This is a genomic window from Mesorhizobium sp. P3_B5, from assembly GCF_056402815.1.
Map to the genome: position 1 here is coordinate 138,350 of NZ_JBFUGR010000011.1, position 12,114 is coordinate 150,463.

A 12,114-nucleotide genomic window follows, 5' to 3' on the forward strand; every position below is an offset into this window, starting at 1 on the left:
CATATATGAGACTTAAGGTTGATCGAAACACCGCTATAGCCGCTTGGCGCCAGAAGCAATTTGCTCAGCGGCGCGGCGGGGGTTTTCATGCGGTTCATTTCCATCACATGCGCGGCACTGTTGGCTGCCGCGACTGCAAGCCCGGCCATGGCCGCCGACCCGATGGTAGACACACCGGCAGAAAGCTCGACCTATAGCTGGTCTGGCGTCTATATCGGCGTCCAGGCAGGCGGTGGGTGGGGGAAAGCCGATCTAAGTAACGACTTCATCCCCGCGGATCGCAAGACGTTCGATCCCAGTGGTGCGTTCGGAGGTGGCCATGTCGCGGCTTTGTGGCAGTTCGGCCAGATCGTTGCCGGTGTCGAGGCGGAGGCGAACTTTGCCGGAATAAAGGATGGTGGCGATATTTCGGTACCCGTGGGCAATTTCTTTGATACCAAGATTCAATGGTTCGGCTCGCTGGATGCAAAGATCGGCGTGCCGATGGACCGCCTGCTGGTTTACGGAACCGGCGGCGTCGCATTCGGCGGCATCGAGATGGCGCAGAATTTTACCTTCCTGAGCGAAACCCACTCGGAGACAAACACCGCCGTCGGCTGGACCGCCGGCGCCGGCGTCGACTATGCCATGAGCGACCAGATCATTCTGGGCGCACAATACCGGTACTATGATTTCGGCACGGAAAGCTTCACACCGCCGCCGGCTTCCCCGCTCTTCGATCGTCATGAGGACGTCGACCTACACACTGTTTCGGTCACGGCCAGCTACAAGTTCTGAACCGTCGCGACGACGATGAATTGATCATCCGGCCAGGGTGTCGCTGGTGAGCAGCATCGGCGCGTCGGCAAAGAATGCTTCATGGCTAACTGGTGCCCCCGGACGGAATCGAACCGCCGACCTTCGGTTTACAAAACCGCTACTCATTGATCAGCGGCGCAGTCCGTCAAAGTCTAACCACTGGGAAAACGCACTGGAAAGCACGTGCGGTAACAGTTGGTTCAACCATTGCTGGTACTGGTGAACGAGTGTGGGAGCGGCTCCGACAGTGTGGGTGGGCCTAAGTTGCCGGAGCCGCCTGCGCAGGCCGGGTTGGGGTTTGACCGCGCCGTCCTATTCTGGGACAGCGCGGTCAACGATTCGTTAAAATGCTCCGGAACTAATTAAGCGTATGCTGATTGACTTGCGGGGTTGCGAGTCGATGCGTTCGTTTGAAGTTTGTCCCGCCACTAATACCGACCTTGGTTGATAAAACCGCCCGAGGGCGACGGTGATCGCCGACCTGGCGGCCCAAAAAGTGATCGCGGAAGCATTCCGTAGCCCGCGCCTCCTACCTAAAACTGATAGGGACCAAGGTCTTAGATCTCCTAGGTGCAAAGTCTGATCGAACCTGTTCGGTTCTGGCAATGTCCATTACACGTTCCGTAGTTTAGCGACTGCGCATAATGGTCATCGCCACAGGGGCTTGCAATCTACCTCATTGGACCATCTTGCATTCCGGATTCGGCTCTGCACTCCATCGGCTGCGGCCCGCTTCAAGGGAAACGCTCAAAGCCCATGGTTGTCCAGAGGAGAGGTGACCAGGATTGTTCAAGAAACAAGTGTGTTTCCGCCTTGAAGAGGCTCGCCACCGTTAGGCGGCGGGCCAAATACGAGAGGAGAACGAACTTGGACACCTTGATAGCGCTTGCCGCACTGGCCGTGTCTCTGGTTGCTCTTGGCATGTCCGTCTACTTTTGGAGGCGCCAGTTTCGCCCGATCGTAACGGCTACGGTCAAAACTCACAGCGGCGGGAACAATGGGATCTCCTACAAGCTCGTGGTGCTGAACTCTGGATCAATTCCCGCGACAAATATCCGCCTGATCGTACACGACCAGGCTGGGCTCAAAGCGGCGCTCGGAGTCGGTGCCAATGAGGATGACAAAAGGCGATGGCTGGCGTGCTTCAGTCAGTCGACGGAAATTCCGCTCCTCCAAAATGGCGATAAGACGTCATGCTCATTTGGGATGACGCACACAGACCCGCGGCAAAGCTTTTGGAAACCGCAGGCGGTGTTTCCGATCCGCATAGAGTATGAGGATTGGTTCGGCGCCAAGTACGATTCGGACCCGCTTAACATTTTGCAGATCGCCGACTCCGACCGCTTCACTGCTGCGAGCCGGTAAAAAAAGTTTCGTCACCAAAATCGCTGGCCCAGGACGGAGTTCAAAGGTGCAGATCGAAGAGAGCACGCCGAAGCCGAAAGGACGCTAGGGGAACAGCAGATAGACGCCCAGGCTGGCCCAGAAGGAGGCCAAGCGGCCATGCCGAGCATATCCCGCTGCCTGTATCGCCAGACGGCGCCGGCGAGGATCGAGGCAGTAATGGCGGCGATGTAGAGCGGTACCAAATCCAAGGACAGCTGTGAGCTTTATTGGACAGTGGGTTTGGGTATGAACTTGGGCGATTGTAAATCTTGGCCCAACTTTGTTGCCTGAGCGGGCCTAAGTATGATCGGAACAACATCACCTTCGGCCGGGAACAGGAGAAGGACGACACCGCCGACTACTTCACTCATGGCTACCTCCCACTTGTCGATGGTGATTGCCGCCTTCTCGATCTTGTGTGCCATTGATTTGCCCCTTGCCCAAGGGCAGCATCGCGCAACCTGTGCGCGAACGCAACCTTCGCTCCCGCAATGGTGCGCTCAGCCCACCAGCGCGCGATCGACCGCTGGCGAATGTTGCACCCGTGTTGCATGGACTCCGTGGGAATATCTGACAAAGCCCGGAAATGCGTGGTTCTGACCACAACGTGCAGCATGGCGTTTCATGCGGGATCGCTTTGCGCCAAACGCTACAGCTATTTAATTCGATAAGTAAAAGCTGGTGCCCCCGGACGGAATCGAACCGCCGACCTTCGGTTTACAAAACCGCTGCTCTACCAGCTGAGCTACAAGGGCACGGCGCTCCGGTTAGCATATTTGTTGCGCCAGTAAAGACAAAACTCCGTTTTCGGTTACCCGCCGCGCGTAGGGGCCGCTGGGGTGGCCATCCTGAAAACGGCCAAATCGCTTCCTATATGATTTGAAGGTGCAATCGCCTCAACGGGGGTGTCGCATGATCAGACTTGTCATCATTCTGCCGCTCGTCATCGTGGCCTGGCTTCTCCTGGTGAAGCTTATCAGGGATGTGAAGAGCGCCAATGTCGACTGGACCGGCGTGACTACCATCATCGGCTTCATCGCACTGGCGTTCTGGCTGCGCCATGTCACTGGGATGGGGTGAAAGGGAGTGAGTAGGGAATAGTGAGTAGCGAGTAGGGAGTAGCGAATAGGGGCAGCTTCAACTCCCGAAAGCGAATTTCGCTATTCGCTATTCGCTATTCGCTTAGAAACCCTCGAACCTCTCGCCGCGATGAGGTGACCGACTTCGCGAAAGGGCGGCTTCAGCCGCCCTTTTCGCGTTCAGCGCCGGACTCTGCCGATCGATCGGGGTTCCGACCGGCCGATTTCTAGCCTTCGAAAAAGAATCGAAAAATCTTTCGAACCTTTTTCTTGCTCGCTGCGACTGATGATCAAGAGGCGGATGGATCGCCTCTCTCAACGAAGCAAGGAGATCATCATGCGTACTTTCGTTTCCGGCCTCATCGCCACCTCTGTCGCCGCCACCATGCTGGTCGGCACCGTGCAGCCTTCGGCCGCCCACAACCATCACAACCGTGAAATCGGCATCGGCATCGCCGCCGGCGTTGGCGGCTTCGTACTCGGCAGCCTGCTCTCCCAGCAGCCGCGCACCGTCTACGTCGAGGAGGACTACGACTCGATCCACATCCGCCGCTGCTACGCCCGCTACGCCAGCTATGACGCGGGCTCGAACACCTACATCGGCTACGACGGCTATCCCCACTACTGCAGGCTCTGAAAGAAGGAGGATCGTTTCAGGCGAGAAGAAGGGGCTCCCACAGCCCCTTTTTCTGCTGTGTGAGGCGGTCCGCCACTCGTTTGAATCGATCGACCGTCGGCGCCGCCCCTCATCTGCCTGCCGGCATCTTCTCCCCGTATGGTGACGGGGAGAAGGACGCTCTCGTCGATCCTTTCGCCAATCACCAGCGTTGCTGAAAAGAACGCCGAGACCGCGGCCGGCTTCTTTCTCCCCGTTCACGGGGAGAAATGCCCGGCAGGGCAATGAGGGGCGGCGCCAACTTCAAGCGATTGTTCGGCGGTGTACAGAGATTTTCAAAGCCCTTAATCTCAATCATCATCCGATGCCAGCAGAGGAGGGGCCCTTGGAAGAGGACGATCCCAGGAAAGACTTGATCGAACCGGTTTTCCGCAACGGCACGGTCACCACCGTCGGCATCCTGCTGGCGTTCTCGCTGGGTTTTGTCACGCATTGGGCGGCCAACCCGATCCCATGGCAACTCCATCATCTGCTTGCCGTGGTGCCGATCCTGGTCGGCATAGCGCTGCAGATGCGGGCGCTATCGCTGCTGCTCAAGGTGGATTCGCTGCGCCGGCCGATCTACGAACGCGCCAACCGCATCTTCATGGCCGGCATCATCCTGACCGCCTGCGGCGTCGGCCTGGCGATCCTGCTCGATGTCTTCGAGGTCTCGGCGAGGGGCTCGCTGGTCGGGGCTTAGTCAGGTCAGCCTGACGCCGCCGATCATCTTGGTTACCGCAGCCGCCGCGTCGTGCACCAGTGGGCCGATCTCGGCCAGCCGCTCCGGCGTCACCCGCACGGTCGGGCCGGACACGGAAACGCCGCCGATCGGCTCGCCGAACTCGTTGAAGATGGCGGCGGCCACGCAGCGCATGCCGGGATGCCGCTCCTCGTCATCGACCGACCAGCCGCGCAGCTTGATCGCCACCAGATCGTGGGCCAGCGCCGAGATGTCGGACAGCGTGTTGCCGGTGAAGCGCTCCAGCCCGGCCTTGCGCAGAATGGCGCCGACGCGCTCCGGCTCGAGATGCGCCAGCACGGCCTTGCCGATGCCCGAGGCGTGGAACGGGCTGCGCGTGCCTGGCCGGAAGAAGGCGCGGATCGCCTGATGCGTCTCGACCTGGCTGACAAAGACGACGCAATCATCCTCGGCGACGCCGAGGTTGGCGGTCTCGCCGGTCTTTTCCATAAGTTCCTGCATGACGGTGCGGGCGCGGTCGACCAGCTTGCGGCGGCGCAGGAAGGCGGCACCCATGCGGTAGGTCTCGACGCCGATCGACCACAATTGGTCACTGGTATCGAACTCGACCATGCCGTGGTTTTGCAGCGTCGTCAGCATGCGGTAGGCGGTGGAGGCGGCGAGGCTGCTTTGTGCCGATATCTCGCTCAGCGACAGGCCGCTGCCTTCGGCGACAATGGCGAGGATGCGCAGCGCCCGGTCGAGCGACTGCACCGAACCCGCCTCGGCGGGGCCATTGAAGGAGCGCGGTCGGCCGCGCTGGCGTTTTTCGGTCGTTTCCATTGCGCTATTCTTCCAGATATTCCTGAATCAGCAATGAAAAAGTTTTTCACGGATTGGTGAACCAAAACCGTGGAAAACAAAAAATCGAATAAAAACAGTGCTCAGGCGCCGTTTTCTAGAAATGAAAAAATATTCTGAAAAAATTGAAAAATAGCACCGACGCGCGCATTATCCGGACATCCAACAATGACAATTCCGGTGGAGGCTTGAAATGGCCAGGATGCGCGCGGTCGATGCCGCGGTTCTCGTTCTCGAAAAGGAAGGCATTTCCTGCGCCTTCGGCGTGCCGGGAGCGGCGATCAATCCGTTCTACGCGGCGCTGAAGGCGAGGGGCACGGTTCGCCACATCCTCGCCCGCCATGTCGAGGCGGCCTCGCATATGGCGGAAGGCTACACCCGCGCCAAGGCAGGCAACATTGGCCTCTGCATCGGCACGTCGGGTCCGGCCGGCACCGACATGATCACCGGGCTCTACTCGGCTGCCGCCGATTCCATCCCGATCCTGTGCATCACCGGGCAGGCGCCGCGCGCACGGCTCAACAAGGAAGATTTTCAGGCTGTCGATATCGCCGCCATCGCTGCCCCCGTCGCCAAATGGGCGGTCACCGTCATGGAACCCTATCTGGTGCCGATGGCGCTGCAGAAGGCGTTTCATCTGATGCGCTCGTCGCGGCCGGGTCCCGTTCTCGTCGACCTGCCGGTCGACGTGCAACTGGCCGAGATCGAGTTCGACATCGACGCCTATGAGCCGATGGTGCCGTTCAAGCCGGCGATGTCACGCGGCCAGGCGGAGAGGGCGCTGACCATGCTCAATGCGGCTGACAAGCCGCTGATCGTCGCCGGCGGTGGCATCATCAATGCCGATGCGTCCGATCTGCTCATCGAATTCGCCGAAATCACCGGCGTGCCGGTCATTCCGACACTGATGGGTTGGGGTGCGATCCCTGACGATCATCGGCTGATGGCCGGCATGTGCGGGCTGCAGACCTCGCACCGCTACGGCAATGCGACCATGCTCGAGGCCGACTTCGTCTTCGGCATCGGCAACCGCTGGGCCAACCGCCACACCGGTTCGGTCGATGTCTACACCAAGGGCAAAAAATTCATCCATGTCGATATCGAACCGACGCAGATCGGCCGTGTTTTTGCGCCGGATCTCGGCGTCGTCTCGGATGCCGGTGCGGCGCTTAAAATCCTGCTCGACGTCGCCACCGAATGGAGAACGGCGGGACAGCTGCGCGACTGGTCGGGTTGGGCGAAGGAATGCCAGGCCCGCAAGAAGACGATGAAGCGCAAGACGCATTTCGACCAGGTGCCGCTGAAGCCGCAGCGCGTCTATGAGGAGATGAACAAGGCGTTTGGCCGCGACACCACCTATGTCACCACGATCGGCCTGTCGCAGATTGCCGGCGCGCAGTTCCTGCATGTCTACAAGCCGCGCAACTGGATCAATTGCGGCCAGGCCGGCCCGCTCGGCTGGACGCTGCCGGCGGCATTGGGTGTTCGCGCCGCCGATCCGGAGCGCACCATCGTGGCGCTTTCCGGCGACTATGATTTCCAGTTCATGATCGAGGAACTGGCGGCCGGGGCGCAGCACAAACTGCCCTATATCCACGTCGTCGTGAACAATGCCTATCTCGGCCTAATCCGCCAGGCGCAGCGCGGCTTTGCGATGGATTTCGAAGTCAGCCTCGCCTTCGAGAACGTCAACCGGGCAAACGAACCCGAAGCCGGCTACGGCGTCGACCATGTTGCCGTTGCCGAAGCCATGGGCTGCAAGGCGGTCCGGGTGCGCAAGCCCGAGGAGTTCGCCGGCGCCTTCAAGGAGGCGCAGCGGCTGATGAAGGAACACCAGGTTCCGGTCGTGCTCGAATTCATCCTCGAGCGGGTCACCAACATTTCGATGGGCACCGAGATCGACAAGATCACCGAATTCGAAGAGCTTGCCGAACATAATGAAGATGCCCCAACGGCGATCGTTCTCTTGGATTGAGCCCGGAGAAGAAGGAGAAAAAGAATGCCGCGTTTTTCAGCCAACCTTTCGATGCTCTTTGGCGAGCATGACTTTCTCGACCGCTTTGACGCAGCGGCCCGTGCCGGCTTCAAGGGCGTCGAATATATCGGGCCTTATGACCATGCATCGGATGTGGTGGCCGCGAGGCTGAAGAAGAACGGCCTGACGCAGGTACTGTTCAACCTGCCGGCCGGCGACTGGGGCAAGGGTGAGCGCGGCATTGCCGTGCTGCCCGAGCGCGTTCCCGAGTTCCGGCAAGGCGTGGCCAAGGCGATCACCTATGCGCATGCGCTGGGCTGCGAGCAGGTCAACTGCCTCGCCGGTATCGCCCCGCAAGGTGCTGACCGCACGGTGCTGGAAAACGTCTTTGCCGAAAACCTGGCTTTCGCAGCGGAGAAGCTGGAGCAGGCCGGTATCAAGCTGCTGATTGAGCCGATCAACACGCGCGATATCCCGGGCTTCTTCCTGAACACTTCGGACCAGGCGCTGGCGCTGATCGACCGGGTCGGGTCGAAGAACCTGTTCCTGCAATACGACATCTATCACATGCAGATCATGGAGGGGGATCTCGCCCGTACCATCGAGGCAAACCTCGGCCGCATCGCGCATATCCAGCTTGCGGACAATCCCGGCCGACACGAGCCGGGGACGGGCGAGATCAATTATCCCTTCCTCTACGAGCATATCGACCGCCTGGGTTATGCGGGATGGATCGGGGCGGAGTACAAGCCGAAGGCGGGGACGGAGGCTGGGCTGGGGTGGTTCAGGCAACTGGCCGGGCAGGGGAGCGCGGCGGCTTAAGCTGCTGGCGCGTTAGCGGAGAACAACGATGGAAACCATCGGCTTTATCGGCCTCGGCATCATGGGCGCGCCGATGGCGGGGCATCTGCTCGATGCAGGATACAAGGTCATCGCCAGCGACCACCGAAGCAAACCCTCGGCCGACCTCGTGGCCAAGGGCCTCAAAACCGTCACCGGCCATGACGCGGTGGCCAAGGCTGCCGACATCATCATCACCATGGTTCCGGATACACCGCAGGTGGCCGATGTTCTGTTCGGCGACAACGGCGTCGCTGCCGGCCTGACCAAGGGCAAGCTGGTCATCGACATGAGCTCGATCTCGCCGATCGAAACCAAGGTTTTCGCCAAGAAGATCAACGATCTCGGCTGCGACTATCTCGACGCGCCGGTGTCCGGCGGCGAGGTTGGCGCCAAGGCGGCGTCGCTGACCATCATGGTCGGCGGCGAGGACAAGGCGTTCGAACGCGCGAGGCCCGTGTTCGAGAAGATGGGCAAGAACATCACGCTCGTTGGTCCCAACGGCGTCGGCCAGACCACCAAGGTCGCCAACCAGATCGTCGTCGCGCTGACCATCGAAGCCGTCGCCGAAGCTCTTGTTTTTGCATCGAAAGCTGGCGCCGACCCGGCCAAGGTGCGGCAGGCGCTGATGGGCGGGCTGGCGGCCTCGCGCATCCTCGAAGTGCATGGCGAGCGCATGGTCAAACGCACCTTTGCGCCCGGCTTCCGCATCGAGTTGCACCAGAAGGATCTCAATCTGGCACTGGAGGGGGCGAAGGCGCTTGGGGTTTCCTTGCCCAACACCTCTACCACGCAGCAATTGTTCAACTCCTGTGCGGCCAATGGTGGGGCGAAGGAGGATCACTCGGCGCTGGTTCGCGCGCTGGAGCGGATGGCGGGGCATGAGGTGGGGTAGGAGCGAATAGCGAGCAGGGAATAGCGAATAGGGTTTGAAATTGCGCGCTGCGATCTAATTCTCGCTACTCGCTACTCGCTACTCGCTACTCGCTACTCGCTACTCGCTCAAAAACTTCCTCGCCGCATAAAGGCTCACCGCCGCGGCGTTCGACACGTTGAGCGAACGGATGGCGCCGGGCATGTCGAGCCGCGCCAGCGTCGTCACCGTCTCGCGTGTCTTCTGACGCAGCCCTTTGCCTTCGGCGCCGAGCACCAGCGCGATCTTTTCCCCGGCAAAACTCTTCTCAAGTTCGGCCGGCCCGTCGGAATCGAGGCCGATGGTGCGGAAACCGGCCTCATGCAACTGGCCGAGCGCATCAGCGAGGTTCTTCACTTCGATCTGGTCGATATGCTCCAGCGCACCCGATGCGGATTTCGCCAGCACGCCGGATTCCTGGGGGCTGTGGCGCGCGGTGGTGATCAGCGCGCCGGCGCCGAAGGCGACGGCCGAGCGCAGGATGGCGCCGACATTGTGCGGGTCGGTGACCTGGTCGAGCACCAGCACCAGCTTTGCGTCGCCCAGCGCATCGAGGCGCTTCGGCTTCAGCGGTTCTGCCTCGATCAGCACGCCCTGATGGACGGCGTCGGAGCCGGTGATCCTGTCGATGTCCCTGGGTTCGACCAGTTCGGTTTTGAAGGGCAAAGCGGCGAGATCGGCGATCTCCAGACGCTCGGCAGCGTTGCGGGTCACCAGCATTCTTTTGATCCGCCGGCGCGGATTGTCGAGTGCTGCACGCACTGTGTGCAGGCCATAGAGCCGCACCAGACCATCCGCGGCGTGCTCGCCGGGCGGCACCGGTTGGCGTGGCCTGAAGGCCGGCGCGCCGCCAGCCTTCTCGTCGCGGTGCGCGCGGCGCAGCTTGGCGTAGTGGGTGTCTTTTGGGGTCTTGGAACTGTTGTCGTTGCTCATGGCCGGCTTCTATAGACGTGTCGTCCGGTCATGGATACAGCGCAGAAAGCTGCCCGCTGCCCGGCTTGTGAAATTCAGCGCGTTTTGCCTGGTTGTTGCGGTTGACAGTTTTGGGCGGTGCCGCCATAAGGCGCTTCGCGGAAGGGCTGCTGAGGCGGCCTCGCCGCGTCGATGCCTCGTTGCATGGCTCCGGCGGCAGACTGGAGAGGTGCCCGAGTGGTTAAAGGGGACGGACTGTAAATCCGTTGGCTATGCCTACGTTGGTTCAAATCCAACCCTCTCCACCACTGCCGGCCCGGAAGCCCTGAAACGCAAAGCATCGGACCGAAAAGTGGATAACGGTTTTCGGGCGAATGCGATGCTAACTAACAAGCATCGAACCGAAAAGTGCATGGCGGTTTTCGGGTGAATCCGATACTTCACTGAAAGGCGCGGGTATAGCTCAGTGGTAGAGCAGCAGCCTTCCAAGCTGAATATGCGGGTTCGATTCCCGCTACCCGCTCCAGATTTCCAACCGCAAAAATCAAAGTGCTGGCACATTGCGCCCCGCGCAGACCTGCAACGCCGCATGTCTTCCGTGACCCATCGGTTCTGCGCGCTGGCCGGACCGTAGTCTAGGCGACGACGGTCAGCCGGCGCCTGCGCTCGTCGAGCGACACGATGGTCAGCCCGCTCGCCACCACCAGCAGGATGCCGCAGACGGCCAGTGCGTTCGGGAATTGCCCGAACACAACCAGCCCCGAAATGACGGCCCAGACCGTAAAGCAGTAGTAGAACGGCGCCACCAGGCTGGTCGGCCCGACGCGATAGGCCATGAAGATGAAAAAGTGGCCGAAGATCAGGAACAGTCCGGCACCGCCTATCAGCAGCAGGTGACGGGTTTCCGGCATCACCCAGTGCTCGGAAACCAGATGCGCAATTCCGGCCCCGGCCAGCACCACCACGACCGCCGAAATGGCGACGATCATGCCCGGCACCTCAGCCGCTACCCTGCGCCCGGCCAGATCGCGCGCCGCGGCAAGTGCCGCGTTGCCGAGCGCCAGCAAGGCATAGACGGAGATGCCTTGCATCGTCGGTTGTGCCACCATCAGCGCGCCGATGAAGCCGAGGCCGATCAACGCCATGCGCACGCCACCGATCCGTTCGCCAAACAGGATCGAGGAGCCGACCAGCATCAGCAAGGGGGTGATCTGGCCTAGCGCGGTGGAATCGGCGATCTGCATGTTGGCCAGCGCCACCACGTAGCAAAGGATCGCCGCCAGCTCGAGGACGTTTCTGCGCAACACGCGTTTGTCGAGGATCAGCGGAACCTGCTTGCCGTAGCCGAGCAGGAACAACAAGGGGAAGCCCCAGAGCGAGGCGGCCACCCCGCGCAGGAACAGCACTTCATAAGGCGGCAGCCCTGACGTCGCGAGCTTCATCATCGTGTCGTTGACGAGGTATGACCCCGTTGAAACGATCATGAACAGCGGGCCGCGGATGGTGATCGGGATGAAATGCATTGGGTGACCAAATCAGACTGGCACCGCGGCGGCAATGGGCCAGCCGCCGGCGGCAAGTCCGGCAGGGGCAGACAGGTCGCGACCGGCGATATGCCGACATTCACTGAGGCGAGCCTTCGCCATTTCATTTTCCGCCCCGCGTTCCTATATCCGCGTCACATCCCGAAATCGGATCATCGGTTCGGGCCGAGTGCGCGCGCTCCCGGCCACAAGGCACTTGTGTTTTTCAGCCGTAGTCGCTAATCGCCCCGCATTCGACTGAACTGAAGGTCCAGGCCGTCCAAGGAAAGAGACTATGGCAAAAGGTAAATTCGAGCGTAACAAGCCTCATGTGAACATTGGCACGATTGGCCACGTCGATCATGGCAAGACGTCGCTGACGGCGGCGATCACCAAGTATTTTGGCGAATACAAGCGCTACGACCAGATCGATGCGGCGCCGGAAGAGAAGGCCCGCGGCATCACCATCTCGACGGCGCATGTCGAATAC

The 12,114-nt window shown here is 60.8% G+C and carries 13 protein-coding genes and 3 tRNA genes; 11 read left to right on the top strand and 5 right to left on the bottom strand.

Going from position 1 to position 12,114, the window contains the following annotated elements; genetic code table 11:
* Positions 1 to 87: 87 nt before the first annotated feature.
* Both AC1DVW_RS24095 and AC1DVW_RS24100 read left to right on the top strand, forming a co-directional pair.
* Positions 88 to 777 (top strand): outer membrane protein, encoded by a 690-nt coding sequence (locus AC1DVW_RS24095; protein ID WP_477326448.1) that lies wholly within the window; start codon positions 88 to 90, stop codon positions 775 to 777.
* Positions 778 to 1,665: 888 nt separating this feature from the next.
* Positions 1,666 to 2,163, top strand: a complete 498-nt coding sequence (locus AC1DVW_RS24100; protein ID WP_477326434.1) for a hypothetical protein — start codon at positions 1,666 to 1,668, stop codon at positions 2,161 to 2,163.
* A gap of 245 nt (positions 2,164 to 2,408) precedes the next feature.
* Here the strand turns inward: AC1DVW_RS24100 and AC1DVW_RS24105 are convergent, their stop codons facing one another.
* Both AC1DVW_RS24105 and AC1DVW_RS24110 read right to left on the bottom strand, forming a co-directional pair.
* Complete coding sequence (locus tag AC1DVW_RS24105; RefSeq protein WP_477326436.1) at positions 2,409 to 2,609, bottom strand: hypothetical protein; 201 nt, start codon at positions 2,607 to 2,609, stop codon at positions 2,409 to 2,411.
* 254 nt (positions 2,610 to 2,863) lie between these two features.
* Positions 2,864 to 2,939 (bottom strand) — tRNA-Thr (locus tag AC1DVW_RS24110).
* A gap of 157 nt (positions 2,940 to 3,096) precedes the next feature.
* Between AC1DVW_RS24110 and AC1DVW_RS24115 the strand changes: the two genes are divergently transcribed.
* The 3 genes from AC1DVW_RS24115 to AC1DVW_RS24125 all read left to right on the top strand — a co-directional run bounded on the left by AC1DVW_RS24115 (position 3,097) and on the right by AC1DVW_RS24125 (position 4,621).
* Complete coding sequence (locus AC1DVW_RS24115; protein ID WP_477248944.1) at positions 3,097 to 3,264, top strand: hypothetical protein; 168 nt, start codon at positions 3,097 to 3,099, stop codon at positions 3,262 to 3,264.
* Between the two features lie 336 nt (positions 3,265 to 3,600).
* Positions 3,601 to 3,900 (top strand): BA14K family protein, encoded by a 300-nt coding sequence (locus AC1DVW_RS24120; RefSeq protein ID WP_477277455.1) that lies wholly within the window; start codon positions 3,601 to 3,603, stop codon positions 3,898 to 3,900.
* A gap of 364 nt (positions 3,901 to 4,264) precedes the next feature.
* Positions 4,265 to 4,621 (top strand): hypothetical protein, encoded by a 357-nt coding sequence (locus tag AC1DVW_RS24125; protein WP_477326438.1) that lies wholly within the window; start codon positions 4,265 to 4,267, stop codon positions 4,619 to 4,621.
* On the opposite strand, the gene bhcR is transcribed toward AC1DVW_RS24125, so the two are convergent.
* Positions 4,622 to 5,443, bottom strand: a complete 822-nt coding sequence (gene bhcR / locus AC1DVW_RS24130) for an HTH-type transcriptional regulator BhcR (RefSeq protein ID WP_477326440.1) — start codon at positions 5,441 to 5,443, stop codon at positions 4,622 to 4,624.
* A gap of 211 nt (positions 5,444 to 5,654) precedes the next feature.
* Between bhcR and gcl the strand changes: the two genes are divergently transcribed.
* The 3 genes from gcl to AC1DVW_RS24145 are packed head-to-tail and all read left to right on the top strand — an operon-like array spanning position 5,655 to position 9,171.
* A complete protein-coding gene (gene gcl, locus AC1DVW_RS24135) occupies positions 5,655 to 7,436 on the top strand; it encodes a glyoxylate carboligase (RefSeq protein ID WP_477326442.1) in 1,782 nt (593 codons plus the stop codon).
* A gap of 24 nt (positions 7,437 to 7,460) precedes the next feature.
* The gene (gene otnI, locus AC1DVW_RS24140; RefSeq protein ID WP_477248939.1) at positions 7,461 to 8,258 is read left to right on the top strand and encodes a 2-oxo-tetronate isomerase; all 798 of its coding nucleotides are present in this window, start codon (positions 7,461 to 7,463) and stop codon (positions 8,256 to 8,258) included.
* 28 nt (positions 8,259 to 8,286) lie between these two features.
* A complete protein-coding gene (locus AC1DVW_RS24145; RefSeq protein ID WP_477248938.1) occupies positions 8,287 to 9,171 on the top strand; it encodes a 2-hydroxy-3-oxopropionate reductase in 885 nt (294 codons plus the stop codon).
* Between the two features lie 99 nt (positions 9,172 to 9,270).
* Here the strand turns inward: AC1DVW_RS24145 and AC1DVW_RS24150 are convergent, their stop codons facing one another.
* Positions 9,271 to 10,122, bottom strand: coding sequence for a TrmH family RNA methyltransferase (locus AC1DVW_RS24150; RefSeq protein WP_477248937.1), 852 nt, complete (start codon positions 10,120 to 10,122; stop codon positions 9,271 to 9,273).
* 202 nt (positions 10,123 to 10,324) lie between these two features.
* Here AC1DVW_RS24150 and AC1DVW_RS24155 point away from each other — a divergent pair.
* Both AC1DVW_RS24155 and AC1DVW_RS24160 read left to right on the top strand, forming a co-directional pair.
* Positions 10,325 to 10,409 (top strand) — tRNA-Tyr (locus tag AC1DVW_RS24155).
* Between the two features lie 144 nt (positions 10,410 to 10,553).
* Positions 10,554 to 10,627: transfer RNA gene (locus AC1DVW_RS24160), tRNA-Gly, on the top strand.
* A gap of 109 nt (positions 10,628 to 10,736) precedes the next feature.
* On the opposite strand, the gene AC1DVW_RS24165 is transcribed toward AC1DVW_RS24160, so the two are convergent.
* Entirely contained in the window at positions 10,737 to 11,624 is an 888-nt protein-coding gene (locus tag AC1DVW_RS24165) for a DMT family transporter (RefSeq protein ID WP_477248936.1), read from the bottom strand.
* Between the two features lie 295 nt (positions 11,625 to 11,919).
* On the opposite strand from AC1DVW_RS24165, the gene AC1DVW_RS24170 reads away from it, so the two are divergent.
* A partial coding sequence (locus AC1DVW_RS24170) for a GTP-binding protein (RefSeq protein WP_477326444.1) occupies positions 11,920 to 12,114 on the top strand: 195 nt, incomplete at its 3' end.

Excerpts from the sequence above, each read along its gene's own strand:
- AC1DVW_RS24095 (WP_477326448.1), top strand. The coding sequence starts at position 88 with ATGCGGTTCATTTCCATCACATGCGCGGCACTGTTGGCTGCCGCGACT.
- AC1DVW_RS24105 (WP_477326436.1), bottom strand. The coding sequence starts at position 2,609 with ATGGCACACAAGATCGAGAAGGCGGCAATCACCATCGACAAGTGGGAG.
- AC1DVW_RS24115 (WP_477248944.1), top strand. The coding sequence starts at position 3,097 with ATGATCAGACTTGTCATCATTCTGCCGCTCGTCATCGTGGCCTGGCTT.
- AC1DVW_RS24120 (WP_477277455.1), top strand. The coding sequence starts at position 3,601 with ATGCGTACTTTCGTTTCCGGCCTCATCGCCACCTCTGTCGCCGCCACC.
- bhcR (WP_477326440.1), bottom strand. The coding sequence starts at position 5,443 with ATGGAAACGACCGAAAAACGCCAGCGCGGCCGACCGCGCTCCTTCAAT.
- gcl (WP_477326442.1), top strand. The coding sequence starts at position 5,655 with ATGGCCAGGATGCGCGCGGTCGATGCCGCGGTTCTCGTTCTCGAAAAG.
- otnI (WP_477248939.1), top strand. The coding sequence starts at position 7,461 with ATGCCGCGTTTTTCAGCCAACCTTTCGATGCTCTTTGGCGAGCATGAC.
- AC1DVW_RS24145 (WP_477248938.1), top strand. The coding sequence starts at position 8,287 with ATGGAAACCATCGGCTTTATCGGCCTCGGCATCATGGGCGCGCCGATG.
- AC1DVW_RS24150 (WP_477248937.1), bottom strand. The coding sequence starts at position 10,122 with ATGAGCAACGACAACAGTTCCAAGACCCCAAAAGACACCCACTACGCC.
- AC1DVW_RS24165 (WP_477248936.1), bottom strand. The coding sequence starts at position 11,624 with ATGCATTTCATCCCGATCACCATCCGCGGCCCGCTGTTCATGATCGTT.